The sequence below is a fragment of the Thalassolituus sp. UBA2590 genome, assembly GCF_002339775.1.
Lineage (GTDB): Bacteria > Pseudomonadota > Gammaproteobacteria > Pseudomonadales > Oceanobacteraceae > Thalassolituus.
The window spans coordinates 1-18,693 of sequence record NZ_DDKU01000107.1 but is presented as its reverse complement, the minus strand read 5'-3'; the positions used below and the strand labels follow the sequence as shown (position 1 = coordinate 18,693).

At 54.2% G+C, this 18,693-nt stretch carries 18 protein-coding genes and 1 pseudogene; 5 read left to right on the top strand and 14 right to left on the bottom strand.

From position 1 onward, the window contains the following. Positions 1–30: 30 nt before the first annotated feature. The 10 genes from B2067_RS09560 to B2067_RS09515 form a co-directional block, all read right to left on the bottom strand. Positions 31–399: a F0F1 ATP synthase subunit I gene (locus B2067_RS09560; protein ID WP_273092219.1), complete on the bottom strand. Its 369-nt coding sequence runs from the start codon at positions 397–399 to the stop codon at positions 31–33. A gap of 195 nt (positions 400–594) precedes the next feature. Beyond that, the gene (locus B2067_RS09555) at positions 595–882 is read right to left on the bottom strand and encodes a hypothetical protein (protein WP_273092221.1); all 288 of its coding nucleotides are present in this window, start codon (positions 880–882) and stop codon (positions 595–597) included. Between the two features lie 94 nt (positions 883–976). Continuing rightward, positions 977–1,924: a ParB/RepB/Spo0J family partition protein gene (locus tag B2067_RS09550; RefSeq protein ID WP_301388264.1), complete on the bottom strand. Its 948-nt coding sequence runs from the start codon at positions 1,922–1,924 to the stop codon at positions 977–979. A gap of 31 nt (positions 1,925–1,955) precedes the next feature. Then, positions 1,956–2,729, bottom strand: a complete 774-nt coding sequence (locus B2067_RS09545; protein WP_068435200.1) for a ParA family protein — start codon at positions 2,727–2,729, stop codon at positions 1,956–1,958. Between the two features lie 11 nt (positions 2,730–2,740). Next, complete coding sequence (gene rsmG / locus B2067_RS09540) at positions 2,741–3,376, bottom strand: 16S rRNA (guanine(527)-N(7))-methyltransferase RsmG (RefSeq protein WP_301388263.1); 636 nt, start codon at positions 3,374–3,376, stop codon at positions 2,741–2,743. Positions 3,377–3,422: 46 nt separating this feature from the next. Beyond that, entirely contained in the window at positions 3,423–4,328 is a 906-nt protein-coding gene (locus B2067_RS09535; RefSeq protein WP_301388262.1) for an FAD:protein FMN transferase, read from the bottom strand. After that, positions 4,309–5,481: a DUF3570 domain-containing protein gene (locus B2067_RS09530; RefSeq protein ID WP_301388260.1), complete on the bottom strand. Its 1,173-nt coding sequence runs from the start codon at positions 5,479–5,481 to the stop codon at positions 4,309–4,311. The genes B2067_RS09535 and B2067_RS09530 overlap by 20 nt, the downstream gene beginning before the upstream one ends. Next, the gene (locus B2067_RS09525; RefSeq protein ID WP_301388259.1) at positions 5,481–5,699 is read right to left on the bottom strand and encodes a DUF4266 domain-containing protein; all 219 of its coding nucleotides are present in this window, start codon (positions 5,697–5,699) and stop codon (positions 5,481–5,483) included. Before B2067_RS09525 ends, B2067_RS09530 begins: the two co-directional genes overlap by 1 nt. Next, positions 5,696–7,048 (bottom strand): DUF1501 domain-containing protein, encoded by a 1,353-nt coding sequence (locus tag B2067_RS09520; protein ID WP_301388257.1) that lies wholly within the window; start codon positions 7,046–7,048, stop codon positions 5,696–5,698. The genes B2067_RS09525 and B2067_RS09520 overlap by 4 nt, the downstream gene beginning before the upstream one ends. Before the next feature lie 10 nt (positions 7,049–7,058). Further along, positions 7,059–9,338 (bottom strand): c-type cytochrome, encoded by a 2,280-nt coding sequence (locus tag B2067_RS09515; protein WP_297533640.1) that lies wholly within the window; start codon positions 9,336–9,338, stop codon positions 7,059–7,061. A 277-nt stretch (positions 9,339–9,615) separates the two neighbouring features. On the opposite strand from B2067_RS09515, the gene B2067_RS09510 reads away from it, so the two are divergent. Then, positions 9,616–10,767 carry a YbfB/YjiJ family MFS transporter gene (locus B2067_RS09510; protein WP_301377740.1) on the top strand — a complete coding sequence of 384 codons (1,152 nt, stop codon included), beginning with the start codon at positions 9,616–9,618 and terminating at the stop codon, positions 10,765–10,767. Here B2067_RS09510 and B2067_RS09505 read toward each other — a convergent pair. The 4 genes from B2067_RS09505 to B2067_RS09490 form a co-directional block, all read right to left on the bottom strand. After that, on the bottom strand, positions 10,729–11,031 hold the full coding sequence (locus tag B2067_RS09505) for a helix-turn-helix transcriptional regulator (protein ID WP_297533642.1): 303 nt from the start codon (positions 11,029–11,031) through the stop codon (positions 10,729–10,731). The genes B2067_RS09510 and B2067_RS09505 overlap by 39 nt on opposite strands. A 13-nt stretch (positions 11,032–11,044) precedes the next feature. Continuing rightward, complete coding sequence (locus B2067_RS09500) at positions 11,045–12,394, bottom strand: type II toxin-antitoxin system HipA family toxin (protein ID WP_301377742.1); 1,350 nt, start codon at positions 12,392–12,394, stop codon at positions 11,045–11,047. A 366-nt stretch (positions 12,395–12,760) separates the two neighbouring features. Continuing rightward, positions 12,761–14,659, bottom strand: a complete 1,899-nt coding sequence (gene mnmG / locus B2067_RS09495; RefSeq protein ID WP_301388256.1) for a tRNA uridine-5-carboxymethylaminomethyl(34) synthesis enzyme MnmG — start codon at positions 14,657–14,659, stop codon at positions 12,761–12,763. A 352-nt stretch (positions 14,660–15,011) separates the two neighbouring features. Next, the gene (locus tag B2067_RS09490) at positions 15,012–15,860 is read right to left on the bottom strand and encodes a hypothetical protein (RefSeq protein WP_301388255.1); all 849 of its coding nucleotides are present in this window, start codon (positions 15,858–15,860) and stop codon (positions 15,012–15,014) included. An 85-nt stretch (positions 15,861–15,945) separates the two neighbouring features. Here B2067_RS09490 and B2067_RS09485 point away from each other — a divergent pair, with 85 nt between their 5' ends. From B2067_RS09485 to B2067_RS09470, 4 genes and pseudogenes are all read left to right on the top strand, one after another. Then, a complete protein-coding gene (locus B2067_RS09485; RefSeq protein WP_068441934.1) occupies positions 15,946–16,494 on the top strand; it encodes a TetR/AcrR family transcriptional regulator in 549 nt (182 codons plus the stop codon). A 150-nt stretch (positions 16,495–16,644) separates the two neighbouring features. Then, positions 16,645–17,487 carry a metal-dependent hydrolase gene (locus B2067_RS09480; RefSeq protein WP_301388254.1) on the top strand — a complete coding sequence of 281 codons (843 nt, stop codon included), beginning with the start codon at positions 16,645–16,647 and terminating at the stop codon, positions 17,485–17,487. A gap of 4 nt (positions 17,488–17,491) precedes the next feature. After that, positions 17,492–18,343: a metal-dependent hydrolase gene (locus B2067_RS09475; protein ID WP_076514361.1), complete on the top strand. Its 852-nt coding sequence runs from the start codon at positions 17,492–17,494 to the stop codon at positions 18,341–18,343. 133 nt (positions 18,344–18,476) lie between these two features. Then, positions 18,477–18,693, top strand: a pseudogene (locus B2067_RS09470) (hypothetical protein); the annotation flags it as partial.

Below are 18,693 nucleotides of genomic sequence, written 5' to 3'. Positions count from 1 at the left end.
CAGCCATCGTACACTCTCAGATTTTAAGGTTTATAAATTGGCGATTCTTGCTGAAGCAATGTGCCCCAGCTGCACTGTTATGAAACCAGCAAACAGTGCCAGAACATTCAGAGGCTCAACGCGTTGGAAGATGACACCAAAACACAACGCCGTGAGCACAAATTTCCAGGATTCACCCTGGTAAAACGATTGCACCACCTGAGTGGCTGCCCTTGCTCCTGTGTAGCGGAACGCTCGCCAGATAAAGTAGGCATTCGGGAGGGCGCATGTCAGTCCTCCGAGCAATGCCGATTTGGCGGCCACATCGCTGTGAATCCAGGCCAGAGCTGCAGCTATCAGGGTCAGGACCAGCTGTAAAATAATGATCCTGTAAACCGGTGGACGCGGTATCGAAGACAACCTGTGCTCCACTTCTTTGATGCTGAATTTGCAACGCTCTGTTTGAGCAACCCATTTTCAGGGCGCGAGGATTATAGGGGCTACGGCCCCGCGCATCAACAGCAAGCGGGCCGAATCAATGAGATATTTGTAAGACAGGGCCGACATGGCCGCAGATGATGGGCTGACTGCTGAAATCAACCCCTATAACCGCAGTTAACGAGGGGTGATCTGCACAGAAACCCCTTTCGACGGTAAGGGTATTGAGGTAGGAATAGACCCCGGAGTCACTACCGGAAGCTCACTGCGCACATCAGGCTTCGGCGCTGCGCCGGTTTCCGACTCTTCTTTACCGGTTTCTTCGTTCGTCCTTTGTTGTTCCAGACCCGTAAGGTAGTCGACCCGGGTGTTACTCAGAGACGAATCATCGAGCATCATCATGGGGCGTGGTGTCGCCACCGCGGTCGCCGACAGCAGCAGGGCGCTGCAAATCAGAATTTTCATAGGCAAGTCCTCTGTTACTAACAGTCTAGTAAGCAGAGGCTCGCCTGCAGGGAAGTGTCAGTTAAGGCATGGCATTTAAGACCGCCGGTGCCGCTTACTGAATGTGATCGAGAATACCGTCAAGCTCATCAAGACTGGTATAGTTGATCACCAGCTTGCCTTTGCCTTTCGCCGAGTGCTGAATCGCTACCTTCGCCCCGAGACGCTCGCCTAACATACGTTCGAGACGCTGAATATCGGGGTTAACTGGCTGCTTACTGTCGACTTTCTGGTCTTTGCCATCCAACAGGTTACGCACCAGCGCCTCGGTCTGGCGAACGGTCAGAGCACGGGCCACAACATCAGCTGCAGCGCTGCTCTGTTGCTCAACGGGCAAGCCAAGCAGCGCTCGGGCGTGACCCATTTCGATATCGCCGTGTTCAAGTAATACTTTGACGTCGTCGTTGAGATTCATCAGGCGCAGCAGGTTGGCCACTGTCGCGCGGTTTTTGCCCACGGCTTCTGCCACTTCCATCTGAGTCAGTTCAAACTCATGCTGCAGGCGATGCAACGCCATAGCCTCTTCCATAGGATTGAGGTTTTCACGCTGGATGTTCTCAATAAGCGCCATAGCGATGGCTGCTTCATCGGGTACGTCACGGATCAGCGCCGGAACCCGATCCAGCTGCGCCAGCTGACTCGCGCGCCAGCGACGTTCACCGGCGATAATTTCGAAACGATCAGCCTGCCCAGGCAGCGGGCGCACAACAATCGGCTGCATCAGGCCCTGCGCCTTAATAGAGGCGGCCAGTTCTTCAAGCGCTTCTGGCTGGATATCACGGCGTGGCTGATAGCGGCCCGGCTGAATCCACTCGACCGGAAGGTGGCGCAACTCACTCTGTGCAGCAGAGCTGCCCGTTGGTGAGCTGGCTTCGCTGTTTTCAGCTGTGCCGACCTGCTCGTCTACTTCTACCGTGTCACTGACAGGAACTGCCGCACTGTTGGAGCTTGCCAGCAGTGCATCGAGACCACGGCCTAAGCCACGTTTTTTCTTTGTTGCCATCTATCGTTTCCATCTGCCCTGAGGGCGGTAATTATTTGCTCGCGGTCATACGCCGGTTAAGTTCACCCGCCAAAGCCAGATAGGCCAGAGCGCCTTTTGATGCCTTATCGTACATCAACACCGGCAGACCATGACTCGGCGCTTCCGCAAGGCGCACATTGCGCGGAATAACGGAGGTAAAGAGCTTATCGCCAAAGTGTTCTGTCAGCTGATCAGATACATCTTTGGTCAGGCTGTTGCGCGGATCGTACATGGTGCGGATCAGACCGGTGATCTCGAGCTGCGGATTTGGACCAGACTGAATCGAGGTAATGGTCTGCATCAGTGCGCTCAGTCCTTCCAGTGCGTAATACTCACACTGCATCGGAATCAGAATGCCCTGCGCGGCGACCAGCGCATTCAGCGTCAGCATATTCAGCGAAGGCGGGCAGTCGATCAGGATATAGTCGTACTCTGGAAGCAGCGCCTTGAGCGCGTTATTCAACTTCTGCTCTCGTCCAGTCACTTCCATCAACTCGACTTCTGCCGCCGTCAGGTCGCCATTTGCAGGGAGCACATCGAAATTGGCTTCTGGCGCCGAGGTTAATGCCTGCCCAGCACTGCAGTTAGACACCAGAACGTCGTACATAGAACGTTCGATTTCGTACTTATCCACACCACAACCCATGGTGGCATTGCCCTGCGGATCGAGATCAATCAGCAACACCCGGCGCTTAGTCGCCGCCAGCGACGCTGCCAGGTTGACCGCCGTCGTCGTTTTACCAACACCACCTTTCTGGTTAGCAATAGCAAAAATGTGAGTCACGCTGTTGATCCTTATGAGACAACCGGTAGCAGGCGCAGCAGATGACGCTCGCCGTCCACGCCCGGTATTCGAAGTTCGGTGACCTGAGTAACCTCAAACTGGCCTTTCAGGTCATCTATTTCCTGCTGTGGATATTGTCCTTTCATGGCCAGAAAACAACCATGGTCAGCACGCAGATGCTTACACCAGCCGGTCATATCAGCGAGTGAAGCAAAAGCACGGCTGACAATCATATCGAAAGGCTCCGGGGGATGATATGCCTCGACTCTGTCATTGACGATAGTGACATTTTCGAGTGACAGAGAGGTCTTTGCCTGAAACAGGAAGCGCGTCTTTTTGCCGTTACTGTCGAGCAGGGTAAACCGCTTCTGCGGGTTCATAATCGCCAGAACGATACCCGGAAGACCCGGGCCGGTGCCTACATCAATAATGTTGTCGGCTTCCTGAACTGCTGGATGCACTGCCAGACTGTCGAGCAGATGCAGCGCCACCATGCCGGACTCATCGCGGATGGCCGTCAGGTTGTAGGCTTTGTTCCACTTCTGCAGAAGCGCCAGATAGTTAAGGAGGGCGGTAAACTCATTCTCAGAGACCTCGATACCAAGGGCCTCTGCGCCCGCGCGAAGCTGCTGTTCAGATGTACTCATTGCCGGATTATTCTGGAAGAGGAAAAGGCCGCGAGTTTATCACAGGTTAACGGTCAGTCAGACTGAGCAATGATAAATCGGGCCGAATAAGCAGAGCGTTGACCGCCTGCGATCGCAGCCAGCCTTCGCCCGATGCCTGTTTCAGCATGGCAATCGTCGAAAGCGTGCCCGCCAGCAGGCAGGACGGCGCAACCACAGTCACAGATGCCCAGTAATCCACCGGAAACCCACTTTCAGGATTAAGAAGGTGACAATAGCGCTTGCCGTCTTTTTCGAAGAAGCGCTCGTAGTCGCCGCTGCTGGCCATACCGCCCTGGTATACGGGCAAAGATGCGATCGCGCTTTCCGTGTCGCGCGGATTACGGACACCCAACTGCCAGGGGCTGCCGTCTTCATGCGGCCCGAGAACGCAAAGATCGCCACCCAGATCGACCACACCGCGGTTAATGCCCGCCTGACGAGCGATCGCGGCTGCGGCATCGACTGCGTACTCTTTGCCTATACCGCCCAGATCCAGCTCCATATCAGGCGGCATCGTCAGGTGCGCCTCTGATATTTCAACGCGGCTGAGTCCGATCCGGGGGAGTAACCGCGCCAGCGTGACCTCTGAAGGTAACTGCCCTGCGCGGAAATCCCAGGCCTGACGCAGAACGCCAGAAGAAATATCAAACAGGCCATCACTCTGCTCAAAGCAGGCACAGGCATAGTTAATCAACCAGAGCGTTTCGTTATCCAGGCCCACTTTCTGACCTGCGCGCTGGTTAATATCAGAAAGAACGCTGTCATCACGATAGCGACTGTATTTCGCTTCGATACGACGGACCTCTGCCTCCATGGCGTTGATCACATCAGTTGGTGTGCCGGCCGGGAGATGGAAGCAGCAGGGCGACGCCATGGCACGAAACTCATGTGCCAGATAGGTCACTCTGGCGTCAGAGTGTTTTGTACTCAATCCCAAGGCTCACTATTGAATAGTCCACCAGCGCCGGCGCTTCGTCGTCAGGCGTCTGCAGCAACATCATATCTTCGGATGACATGTATTGCTGAATGTCGCCACTGATTTGCCAGCGCCCATAACCCGCACTCGCTGTAAGACCGACGTTAAATGCGCCGTAGGAAGACAATCGATAATCCGAACTACTGTATTCACCGGCTTCAGCGGGCGTCAGCCGATAAAAACTGGCCTGCGTTTGCCGGTAGTAGCGTAACGAAGGGGTCAGTTTAAAACTAAATCGCCCAGCGTTCAGTGCCTGCGCCCAGCGGGTTTCCAGCGTGTTGGAATAAATGCCCCAGCTGTCGGTATAAAAGCGATAATCAAGATGCAAAGCAGCTCCGCCACCCACCGCAAAATAGTGACGCGCCCGCGCATCAATCAGATACTGAGAGCGCTCACCCGGGCGATGGTCGTCCAACTTATAAGGATCAGACAGATATCCGGAGAGTCGGGTGAATCCAGCGCCAATCTGTAAAGCCAGATTCTTGTTGATCACCTGAGAGACGCCCTCGTAGAGAGAAACGCTACGTTTCACCCGGCCATCGGCTCTGCGTCTGGCTTCTGACAGAAACTCGTCGGTCGGTGCCAGTACGTCATACGACAAGGTCAGCGAACCCATCAGAGTCGTGTGTTTATTCATCAGATTGAGGGAGCCTTCAGCACCAACGGCCACCGAGTCATAGTCATTCTCGGTCGAGATCGCCAGTAAGCCCCCCAGGGTGCCATCAACACTATCTTCGAAGTAGCGGGTAGGAGCGAGCTTCAGGTCAATCCTACTCTCATCAATGCTGGCACCGCTCATCAACACAGCACTCTGGCCTTCCGAGTTTTTGTAGGTCTGCATAGGTGATGCGCCTGACATCGTTTCGTACTGCAGCTCGCTGTTCAGATACCATTGACCAGCTAATGGCCGGCGATAGCCGAGCTGGTGAATATCAATACTGTACCGCGCCGTTTCGTCAGAAAAGGTTCGCGATTCAGGTATATCGGCTTCCTGATACTGGCTGAACCGATAGCTTACCGCCTGCTCTGTGGGTACTGGCTCGGCCTGTCCTGCAAGTGGCGCCGCTGCCGCTGCCAGCGCCGCCAGAGAATTCATAGTTTTCTTCATCAGTTACAGCCGCAGCCGCCTCCTGCCGCTGCGCCACCGCCGGACGAGCCTTCCTTAGAATGGTGAATATGATTATCGAGCGAGGCTTTTAACGGATCGATATCCCAGGCCATCACATCGTGCGCGAGGCGTCCGCGATCCCAGGGCTCAACGGCAGAGCAGCCCGAAAGAACAGGCACCAACACAGACAGCAAACCTGTAAACAACAGCGGCTTCATCCAAATATCCTGAAGTCAGGTACGTTAAGTGGGTAATTATCAGCCAGCGAGGAGCTGCCCACGCCCATCAGATTTCGTATGGCACGGTTAACATGCTGCGGCGTGAGAATCTCGCCTGCGGCATCCGGCTGTCCCGTCGTAAGGTTTACCGGCTGAGACAAAAACTCGGTGGTTGATGCACCAAATACGCGGCCGCCGCTCGATTCAGGCCGCAGAACCAGCATACTGGTCACTGGCCAGTGATCCTTACCGTTACCTGAGTTGTAGTAGGGCGTTCGGCCAAAGTCAGAGCCGACAACAACCGTCGTGCGATCGGCAATACCGGCGTACTGCAATGCCACCATCATAAAGTGAATGCCTTCGAGCAGGTCACCGAGGTTTGGGTAGGCATTGGCATCGTGGTTTCCGTGCGTGTCAAAACCACCAAAGTTCAGGTTGGCACTGGCAGTCAGACCCGCAGCCATTGAGGCAACGACCACCTCGGCCTGGCTCTTGAGACTGTTGGCGCGGTTAGTGTTCCAGTGATCATCGCGCAGGACATTCGTCTGAAGATCATCCAGACGCACCGTCAGCTCACCGAGATTGCTGTCAGTATTACGGATACCAAACAGCTGCTGTAGCTGTTTACGTCGTAATGGCAGTGGCTCGCTATCCAGCTGACGCTGTATGCGTGCCCGCTGTGCTGCCTCAATATGGGAATACTGATCCACCCCACGGTTAGCAGTACGGAAGTGAAAGCCGCGATCATCGTAGTAGCTGTTCGGGTCAGCAACTTCACTGACAAACCCGGCGCTACTGGCACGGGCTCGGGCAACCAGTGAGTCTGTAAAGTCATACCCACCGTTACTGATATAAGCCATCGGCAGCGTAGGTGCGACCGATGCTGCGAAATACGCAGCCAGGCTGGGGTAGCCGGTCTCATCGTTACCCGACCAGACGAAACGGTTGCCCGTATCGTGATTGTTAGTGCCAGTATCGATGCCGTTAATCACCGTCAGCTTATCGCCATGCGTGGTGAAAAAATCATCGAACTGATCATTGATGCGCTGGCGCACCAGTTCGTCATTAGAGACCCCTTCCGGAATAGCGCTCCACTGAATGCTCCCGAAGGTTTTATTACTGTCGAGAGCAACCGAATTGGTTGAGCCTTCGTAGCGGTCTGAGCGATCCTGATAGGCTTGGTTAAGCCCCTTGGGGTCGCATATCGATGTCGGGTCCCAGCCACCGCTGGCATTCACCACAATCAGAAAACGATCAGGCGCCGCCGCCTGCACTTTGGGTGCCCACAAAGGCGCCTGTGCAGTCAGGCCCGCGGCCGCCATCATCTGCAGAAAATTACGACGTTTCATAGCGGCCTCCTTATTCGTACACGAAACGGTAGTCAGACATGAGATAGGTCAGCACCGCCATCCAGGCACGGATGCTGTAGTGCTCATCCTGCTCAATGCGTTCATCTGATGGCAGGTCGCCATCTGTGCGCCCGTCAGCCTGACGAAGCCAACGCGCCCGACACTCCCACTCCAGCCAGTTACTCGGCTGAGGATCATACTGCTCCCGGTTGGCCAGCATGGCCTGACCTTCGTTCAGCACCGCCAGGAACAGATCGTAGGTTGCCTGTTCTTCAACACTTCCCGCACTGATGTCTTCACCCAGGAGAACCCAATGCAGGTAGCGGATATTTTCTTTGATGCGATCAACGGCTGAGGGATTGGCTGCTCCCTCAAGGTCGAAAGGCAGCGTCTCGACCTCTACGTGCGGAAAGAGACGACGTTGCGAGGACGGATTAAGGAAATCATACGCCGTTGAGCGGCACGCCATCTCGGTCGCCATACGATTCTGGATCGCGATAATCAGGCCGCCCGGCTCACGAATTCGCTCTGTCACACTGTCCGAGTCCATCCCGCCGTACATAATGCGGTTATCTTCCCAGCGCAGCTCATCCCAGCCAAAACCAAAAATCGCCTGTAACTTAGTCTGCATCTGTTCCGGGCTGATGAATTGACTGGCACCGATATGATCGTTCACCGCCAGCTCTTCCGCATCCACGCTCGCCGCACGGTAATAAGGGCTCATAATCAGCGCTTTAACGGCGGCTTTGATATCCCAACCATCTGCAACCATGGCGTCGGCCACGCTATTGAGAATGGCGCGCTGACTGTTATACGCGAGCTTCTCATCATCTGACGCATCGGCAGCCGGCGCTGCCAGTACCTCCTGGCCGATCATACCTTCATAAAGCGTACGTACCGTGGCACGGGCAAATCTTGGATCGGCTGCAATCTCGCTACCGAGCCATTGCAATAGAGTACGGAACTGGCCTTCTGACCCTGACAATGGTGCCTGCTTACCACCCAGCCCCGGAGGCTCAATATCAGAGCCGTCCCAGTCATTCACCGAAGAGCTGCCCGTTACGATATATCGACCACGGTCCGTCCAATGCTGGAATGAAGAAGACACCGGGTCCATGACCTGATGGCAGGCGTAACATGCCGGGTCGAGGAGAGTCGGGTTGCTGACGCCAGAGCCAATACCGTCTTCAGGGCGATCCCCCTCGATGGCCAGAATGTCAGTATCGAGGAAGTAATCGAACACGATACGCGCACGGTGACGGTTTCTGTTCGTTCGGGTCGTCGGGTAGCGATTCAGAAACATTGGAGAGGTAAGAACACCTGCGTGAGGAATCCCCCCTAACTCGTATTCAAGCTGCTTTGTAACACGAGCAGGGCGGAAGTCACTCGGGTCATAGTAAATCTGCACGCCATCTTCATCACACACGGGCTCAGCCAGCTGACGGAATTCGCCGGACTCAACCAGCTCTGCTTCATACACCTGCTGACTGTACCAGTTCACCATCATGAAATCGGCGGTCATATAGAGAGTATGAGGAAGGTCATTCATCGCTGCGTATCGGATAAGCTCCAGAGGTTCGCGAGCCACGGAATCGTTGGTCACATTGCGCACGCAGCGACGGATACTGCTCTGCTCGTCCGCGGCATACACATCGTTGTACCATTTACGGTTCGGGTAATCGTCGCTGTCGAGCAGGTTGATGCCGCCTTCATTCAGATTACTGGAAAGGTACTTGTCAGTGAGAAGCTGCTCATTAAAAAAGCCCATCAGGTTGTCGTAAAAACCAGGCTCCAGCTGCATAGCGTCTAACGAGGTACTGAGACCGGTATCTGCACTCTCTGCAACCTGAGCTAACTCAGTTCCAGTAGGCAAACGCCCCACCAACTGAAGTGATGCTTTGCGCAAAGTCAGTGCAGCAGACTGGTTTTCCACACCCTGAATGGTGGCCAGCGCATCCGCGAGATTCTGGCCATTGAAAGCGTACAGGATGTATTCGGCGGTGTCCGAAGCACAGTCATCGACGCACGCTTCGACATCACCAATAGGCATCGTACGGCTGATTTCATCCGTTAACACCGAAAAAGAAGAGCAGGTCGCGCAGCCGACCAGAGAGGGGCCGACAGAGGTACCGTTACCATCCAGCCCGTGACAGGACGCACACATCTGCTGATAGTGTGCATGCCCGGCGGCGTTGTAGCCATCATCGGCAAGTTCACCGCTGTAGTTTTTATCGCACCCGGCCAGCCAGAGAATCGCCACCCCGACTGCCAATAATTTTAGGAGATTCATATCGTGTTCCGCGAGGCGTGCGCCCAGTTCCTGTTAACCGCCCGATGTTATAGCAGTGGCCCTGCCGAAAAAATGTGACCCGCTACGAAAAACCCTGTTTAGCACAGGGATACTTACTCTCCGATGACACAAATGCGCCAATCGCATCGATATGCCGTAATCCTGAGACGAATTACGCCGCTGGTAAGTTGAATAATGAACACTGTGTTCATCCAAAGTCGGGATGCTCAGCCCAGGGCGCATCTATATACTGTCGGCCTTAGTAATGAGGACCGCCATGTCAGCCCGCAGCCCCTTCTGGCCTCTTGTCGCCGCCGCCACCACCCTGATCGTCGTTCATGGGTTTGGTCGTTTTATTTATACCCCTTTGATCCCACTGTTAGTAAGTGATGGTTTACTTACTCTTCAGCAGGCAGCACAGCTGGCTACCTGGAACTATGTCGGCTACCTCGCGGGCGCCATGGTCGCACTTTTTGCGTATCAGAGTGGTTGGGGACGGAGCGCCCTGCTTACCGGCGTGCTCGGCAACGCAGTCATTACACTGCTGCAGGTCGGCGGCGATTACTTCCCATATATGGCGGGCCTCCGCCTCTTCAACGGCATCACTAACGGAATTGTTTTTGTACTCGCGCCGGCACTGGTGCTGGAATGGCTGGCGGTGCGCAACAAGGCGACGTTAAGTGGTCTCATGTACCTGGGTGTTGGCGCAGGCCTGTTGCTCAGTAACCAGATCGTTGAAAGTACCGCTATCTGGCTACAAGGCAACGACCGCTGGATACCCGCCGCGATGATCAGTATTCCGCTGGCGCTCTGGTCCGGTATTTACCTGTTCCGCCTCAGCTCAGGCGATGCACCTGTCAGCCGCGATGATCACTCTGCTTTATGGGATAAACAGAGTACGCCATTGTTTTTATCCTACTTTGGTGCGGGTCTGGGCTACATATTACCGATGACCTTCCTGCCTGCGGTTGCTCAGGAGTGGAGTATCGACGTGACGCCCAGCCCCTGGCTGATCGCCGCGATCGCATCCGTGCCATCGATCTTTATCTGGAATTCTCTGGGCAATCGCCTGGGCGACCGTAACGCCCTGATCCTCAATTACGCAGTTCAGGCCGCGTCGATTATGGCGATTTTTATCCTGCCTGCGAGTGAAATGGGCCTCTGGCTATGCGCCGCATTAATGGGGGGCAGCTTCCTCGGCGCCGTCTTCCTGACCCAACGACTGGCCCGTGCAATGCACCCACATCAGGGGCCACGATTGAGCGCTGCCCTGATTGCACTGTATGGCGTTGCTCAGCTGCTCGGGCCTATCGTTGCCGAAGCGGGGATTCATATGGGAGCGACCTTATCGTCGACCTTTATCTGGGGCCTGGGCGCCTGTGTGTGGGCATTATTGCTTATGCTCAGAGTTCCGGTGCAGCCTCGCTAACCCCAACTGCAGCCCAAACAGTTTCAATAATTGGTTAACCGTCTGAATCGTCGGATTGGCTTCATCGGACTCAATCGCAACAAGGGTTCGCCTGGAAAGACCACATAGCTTCGCGAATTCTGCTTGATTCTGCTTTGCAATATTGCGGCGTAGCACCCGTATTGCGCCGCCCAGCGACAATTCACCAGCACCAACCGAGGTTTCAACCCAGTTCAGAACCTCTGTACGTGACATCGTTTTAAAATCGGGAATATTTTTTGTCATGACAAAAAAGTTCTCATAGCAGTCCCCAGCGCTTCAGGCGGTCAGGCACCGCATTCAGATTGAGGGCGTGTCGCTCAATGTTCATCACCTCTGCAGGCACTCCTGATTCACTGGCATACACAGGCAAATCGAAGAGTGTTAAGGCAAAATCTCGCAAACCAGCCCATAATCGTGCTGCGTTGAGATTGGTTGCAGCGGCTGCTTCGTCGCAGATTTCCCGCCAGCGAAAATTACCACCCACTTCATTGTCCACATGCCAACGGCTGGTACGGGTAATACCTGCTTCATCAAGTACCATAGGCGCAAGATCGTATACCGGAGCAAGGTAGACCCCGGAATTCTGCCGTAGCACAGACGTATTGCGACCGTGGTTATCACTATTGCCCAAAACCACATTGAGCAGGTCTCTGCGCAGGTATTCCTGCACCATGCTCTCTACTTCATCCGTCTGATCGTACTCATTCCACAGATGCGCAAGCTGCTTCAGGTAGGTCGAGTGCGCCACTGTCGCGCCCGGCTCAATTACGCCGGCGATAGAATAAAGAGATTCCACCGCACATCTTTCCATTCCATCGTGGCCTACAACCCGATCAAATCTCGGCATCCACAGGCTCGCTGTTTTGCTCTGAAGTCGACCCGATTCAACATATAAATCCGACGAGATAACATCGAATCCTAACCGTCCAGCCACTTGATAGTAAGCATGTTCGGTCTCCAGAATCAGGCGGTCGCTTTCCAGAGAATTCCCCTGCCTTGAACTGCGGCGCGGGAATTTTACAAGAAAATGCTCTCGAGCCTGCTCATCCGGCAGTGAACCATCGGGATAATAAAGACCGTCACTAGCGAGAGTCAGCTGGTATTTAGGCGCATCACCGCCGGCACCGGTAGCTCCACCCACCGCAGCTCCATACGACCTGGCGTAATCAAGAAATTCTGTTGCCTGCTCAAGCACTTCAGACATAGGAAATCCGATCAGTTGAAAATCAGAAGTGTCGGTCACGCTTTCTTTAATACGCAGATTGCCGACTGGGGCGCGGGTACAGTTGGCTAATAACTGAAAATCATATCCGGGCTGCTGGATGTCCGGCAGGTTGAGCTGCTGCCCCCAATAACGGCGGGCGGCTCCCATAGGTATAATATCCAGCAGAAACGCGGGCCAATGGGATGTCTCATGCGGGAAGAAGTCGAGCGGAAAACGGGCGCTAACCAGTGCAGCAGGGTTTCCCTGAAATCGTGCAACATATCCGGCGTCGTATTCCAACGTAACCGCACCATGACGGCCAGCCTCCGGATCACTAAAATAGAGTTCGCACGCATCCTGCCAGGCACCACTCAGATAGGTCTGAACTGTTAGTTGCGACATATTTCACCTATCCACAATGAGCATGATAATGCACTATTAATACAGAACCAGCATAAAATGTGCAATATATAACCCATTTAATCCATTGCAGGCAGATAATGTGAATTATAGTGCTCACCATACTTATACACTATGTCATCCCAACAGGTTGTCCTCCCCGTACGTAGGAGAAGACTTCGAAACTGATCAACGAAACAGCTGAATCGCAGACGCATCCTGATGCTCCGCGATCCAAGTATCATAAGTCGCGTGAAGGGGTTAATCCACATAGCAACGCCGGTGTTAACCGACCTGCTGGAATCGCAGGCAGGTAATACCGGAGAGTGATACAGAAAAGAGATACAGAAGAGCAAGACAAGCGCCCGGTCAGGCGCTCATTTTGCCTGCGAGATTACGCTTCTTCAGATGAATCAGAATCTGGCTGATCGCTGCAGGCGTAATGCCCGAGATACGTGATGCCACGCCCAACGTAGCGGGGCGCACGGTCGCCAGCTTCTGCTTCACTTCGTTCGAGAGACCGCCAATGGCTTCATAGTCGAGGTCTTCTGGCAGTAGGGTGTTTTCGTAGCGACGCAGCTGCTCGATTTCTTCCAGCTGGCGGTTGATATAACCGTCGTATTTGGCCTGAATCTCAACCTGTTCTGCGACCTGAGGATCAGCAACGGCGTCACCCTTAAGAGGCGCGACCTGTGAATAAGTCAGGCCCGGACGCTTGAGCAGATCGTGCAGATTGTATTCGCGGGTGATGGCCGCTTCGCCCATGCCTTCCAGCGCGGACGCCTCTTCTGTTTTGGGCTGAACCCAGGTGGTTTTTAAACGCTGAGCCTCGGTTTCGATGGCTTCACGCTTGGCAGTGAACGCCGCCCAGCGCTCATCATCCACAAGACCGAGATCACGGCCAATTTCGGTTAGACGCAGATCAGCATTATCTTCACGCAGCACCAGACGGTATTCCGCACGTGAGGTGAACATGCGGTACGGCTCTTTGGTACCCATAGTGATCAGGTCGTCGACCAAGACACCGATATACGACTGGTCGCGACGTGGTACCCAGGCGTCTTTCTCGAGTGCGCGCAGTGCCGCATTAGCACCGGCCAGCAAGCCTTGCGCACCGGCCTCTTCATAACCCGTGGTGCCGTTAATCTGGCCCGCAAAATAGAGGTTATTCACAAACTTGGTTTCGAGGCTGTGTTTCAGGTCCTGAGGGTCGAAATAATCGTACTCGATGGCGTAGCCCGGGCGGGTAATGTGCGCATTCTCAAAGCCCACCATGCTGTGGATAAGATCCAGCTGCACGTCAAAGGGCAGCGACGTCGAGATACCATTCGGGTACAGCTCATTGCTGTTCAGGCCTTCGGGCTCAACAAAAATCTGATGGCTGGTTTTGTCCGCAAAGCGCGTGACTTTATCTTCAATCGACGGGCAGTAACGCGGGCCGACGCCTTCAATCACGCCCGCAAACATAGGCGAGCGGTCCAGGTTAGCGCGGATAATATCGTGAGTGCGCTCGTTGGTGTGGGTGATGTAGCAGCTCACCTGCTCTGGGTGTTCATCCACTGAGCCCATAAAAGACATCACTGGCAGAGGCGTATCGCCCGGCTGTTCCTGCATTACCGAGAAATCCACAGAACGGCGATCAATCCGCGCAGGCGTACCGGTTTTCAGGCGACCCACATTAAACGGCATTTCACGCAGACGTTTTGCCAGCGCAATCGCGGGCGGATCACCGGCACGGCCACCTGAGTGGTTTTCCATACCAATGTGGATAAGTCCGCCAAGGAAGGTACCCGCGGTCAGAACAACGCTGGTCGCATGAATACGCATATTGGTATTGGTGACCACACCCGCCACGGTCGAACCCACACCGTCACCCTGCATAATCAGGTCGTCACAGGCGGCCTGAAAGATATCGAGGTTCGGCTGGTTTTCCACAATGCTGCGGATCGCGCTGCGATACAGTGCGCGGTCAGCCTGGGCGCGAGTAGCTCGCACGGCTGGGCCTTTGCGGCTGTTAAGTGTACGGAACTGAATACCAGCTTTATCGGTAGCGCGCGCCATGGCACCACCCAGAGCATCAATTTCTTTCACCAGGTGGCTTTTGCCGATGCCGCCAATGGCCGGGTTGCAGGACATCACGCCCACGGTGTCTGTGTTATGCGTCAGCAGCAGTGTCTTCGCGCCGGTACGGGCCGACGCCAGCGCCGCCTCGGTTCCGGCGTGTCCACCACCAACAACAATCACGTCATAACGAACGGGATAATCCACAACTCACCTCAGTTCCGGTTCATGGGCAGGCACTTAAAGCCCACCCAATATAAAAAGGGCGCGTATTGTAGCACCCGGAAACTCAACCTGATAGCCAGTGTTTGAATTTTGTACAGATGGTTTATACACAAGCGCTTTCAGTCATGTATAAACAGAGATATTTTTTTCCACAAGGGTTGCACAAATGGATAGAAGCCAGTAACTACAGGGACTCTGGATGTGGATAACCCTGTACATTAATGTGGATATTTATTAAGCGCTCTATCAGTTTTTTAGGTTATCCAGAAACTTAAACAGGTTTTCCTGAAATTTTATTCAGGTTTTCTACAGAGTTATTCACAGAGATCCGCAGTTATTCGGTCGCTTCTGCGGTCTCGTCTGTTGTTTCATCCGTCGTCTCATCTGTGGTTGTGTCTGTAGTCGCCGTTGCCGAGGTGTAGCGCGCATAGAGAAGCTCCTCTTCTTTGCGTATGAACAACTCCAGCTCGCCATTGGCGTTAACCGAGGCATAGCCCGGCGCGTTGGTGACGTTAAAACCGGGACAATTCTTACGCTCTGACAACTGAACGGTGTAGAGGTTGACCTCTTCATTGAGAATCCGGATCGTCCCACGTGTCGTGCAACCGGTTGCCGGGGTCGCAACACTGACCTCACGGAATGAGAGCTCGTCGCCTACCTCGGTGAGATAAAGTTCGTAGCCCGTCGACATCCACTTGCCACGCAAGGTCGCCAGCCGCGAGTTCGTATCCCAGGTACCGTCGTTACTCAGGGTAAAGCCGCCCGGAGCCGTGTCACTGTCGTAGTCACCAACGAGCGTGTCATCGGTTGTCGTCGTCGGATAAAGCAGGCCTGAGAGGGTGAAATCTTCCGGTGCGCCCCCTGCAACAAACTGGTTCGCTGCAGTGTCACTGGTGGTGTAGGAGTAACCACTCAAGGTCATTGTCGCTGTAGCACTATCGTTATCGAGTGCCACTGTGCCGTAAAACGCGATGGTTTCATCAAAGGCGAACACATTGCCGTTATACATCAGCATCCTCAATGCCCCGGCCTGATCAAGCTGACCATTCCACAAACCATTCAGCCTCAATGTCGGATCAGAGACGGTATCGCCCTGATCGTTAACAATGTCGTCCGATTCCTCTTCCTCCAGGCAGCCAGTCGCAAACAGAGGTAGCAGTATGAAAATAAGCACGCGTAACATGGTCAGTCCTGATCGAGTCAATCTCACCAAAGCTTAGTTCATCTGCCGGATTTTTCCGGTAAAGAACGGGAGACAGGGAGGCACCATGTCCGAGACGCGCGCCCAGCTGAAACATATCGCTATCGACCAGATTCAACAGGCGAATCTGGCCGCAGCCAGCTTTCGTGAACTCGGCAAGGCAGCGGGCATCAAATCCAGCTCTGTGCACTACCACTTTCAGAGCCGCGAGCGACTCCTCACTGAGCTACTGCAGGATTACGACCTCAAGTTCTTCAGCGAACTGGATGCTGCCACGGCAGGCACCCATCGGCCACGTCAACGATTGGGGGCGCTGATTGATGTATTCGAGAGCTTCCATACTCATCGCCGCCAATGCATGAGCCTTGCCTATGCGGCCTCGCCCCACGAACTCAGCGATGCCAGTCTCGGCGCTGTGAATACATTTTTAGAGCACATGGAACGCTGGGTAGAAGACGCACTGCAGAAAGCGAGCCTGCTACCTATTCCGAAAGATGAACTGGCCTGTGTCATTGTCTCTGCTCTCGAAGGCTCATTACTGTTTGACCGCCTGAGCGACAATCCACGACACCTCCACGCCGCACGCAGCTGGATTGCGTCTCTCAGCAGCTACTGACTCTTTCTGGCACTTTTCATGGCCCAAAACGACACATCAAACAGGGCAACTTTGTCCGAACTCCACCTGTCACAAGACTTATACAGCGACTATCGTGGTCAACAAATACACAGATAATCACTGAGCTATCCGCAGTAAGGCAGGTAAATCATGACTAAGACAGCACGCGAAATCAGCGCTGACATTGAGTTTCCTGGCCGCAAAATGGACTTTGGCTTCGACTTTAGAGACTTGCCTCGTTACTGGAACGATAACGACGCATTCAAGACACACTTTATGAACGCACTCTCATGCCTGTTCCTCGAAGGCGAGCGTATGTTCATCGATGCCGTGCGCGACAGCCAACATCTGGTCAAAGATGAGAAGCTTTTGTCACAGGTGAAAAGCTTCATCAAGCAAGAGGCCATTCACGGGCACGAGCACCACAAATTCAGTGAATACCTGGATTCTATGGGCTACCCGGCGACCAAAGTAGAAGACTTTGAGCGCAAAGAGAAAAAGCTCATGCGTAAGTACATGCCAGCGAAGCGTCGTCTGGCGATTACCTGCGCCGTCGAGCACTTCACCGCCATTCTGGCGCATCAGGTGCTGACCAATCCAGAATCCACTGAAGGCATGGACCCACGCTTCAAAGAAATGTGGACATGGCATGCCATCGAAGAAACCGAACATAAAGGCGTCTGCTACGACGTTTACGAGCAAACGGGCGGAGGCTATTGGCTGCGCGTCTTTGCCATGTTTAACGTCACCTGGATGTTCCTGCTCCGCACAGCCATTGTGCAAGGCATCTTCCTGTGGAAAGACGGCAAGCTGTTTAAACCGTCTACCTGGAAATCAGGCTTCAACTTCTTCTGGAAGAAGCCCGGGCTGATCCCGAGCATCTGGAGCGACTACAAAGATTACTACCGCCGCGACTTTCACCCATGGGATCACGACAACCGTGAGCTGCTGGGTGAATGGCAGGCGGGCCACGATAATTATAAGACTGTATAAAACTATGACTGATAAACAAGCGACCGCCCGCAATGTGAGTGCGGGCATTGAATTTCATGGCCGTAAAATGGACTTCGGATTCGAATTCGAAGACCTGCCACGTTACTGGTACGGCAATGACGCCTTTAAAAGCACCCTGATGAACGCGCTTTCTTGCCTGTTCCTGGAGGGCGAGCGCCTGTTTATCGATGCAGTCCGTGACAACGAACACCTGGTGAAAGACGAACGCCTGCAAAAGCAGGTGAAGAATTTCATCAAACAGGAAGCGATTCACGGTCACGAGCACCATATGCTCAGCGAATACCTCGACACGCTCGGCTATCCGGCGACAAAGGTAGAGGCTCAGGAACGCGCAGTAAGACTCTTCCTCAAAAAACACGTCCCGGCGAAAGACCGTCTGGCCATTACCTGTGCAGTAGAACACTTCACAGCCATGCTGGCGCATCAGATGCTCACCAATAATGAGCTGACCGACGAAATGGACCCACGCATCCGCGAAATGTGGAAGTGGCACGCCATCGAAGAGACCGAGCACAAAGGCGTCTGCTTCGACGTGTATGAAGCCGCTGGCGGAGGCTACTGGAAGCGGGTATTCCACATGGCCACCATCACCATGACCTTCGTTATGCGCCTCAGCACAGTACAGGCGTACTTCCTGTGGAAAGATAAGCAGCTGTTCAAATGGTCGACATGGAAATCCGCGTTCCGCTTCTACTGGAAAACGCCTGCGCTGATCCCGACCATCTGGAAAGAATACAAAGACTACTACCGTCGCGACTTCCACCCATGGGAGCACGACAACCGCGAACTGCTCGAAGGCTGGGAAGCCGAGCACGACAACTACAAAGCGGTGTAAATCAATTCGGCGGCCACCTCAAAGTGGCCGTCAATGTCTTACCTTATTTGCCTTTACCAGACACCCGTTTTAGACTCGCTGCAACCGGGCCAGAACCCGGCACCTCACATGGAAGTATGGATATCCCAGCGTCATGGCCGATTTCGAACTAGAAGACCTTCAGGGCAACCGTTACCGACTCCGACGCGGCTCAGGCCCCGGTCTGTACCACCCAGAGAACCTCTGCACGGGTGGCAACTTTGATGCCGAACGTCTGCTTGGCCACTTCAGCACAAGCAATATCGACGACAGCTTTAATCACTTCTATTTTGACGTACTGTCAAAGTTGGATGACCGTCCGTCATGCCCGC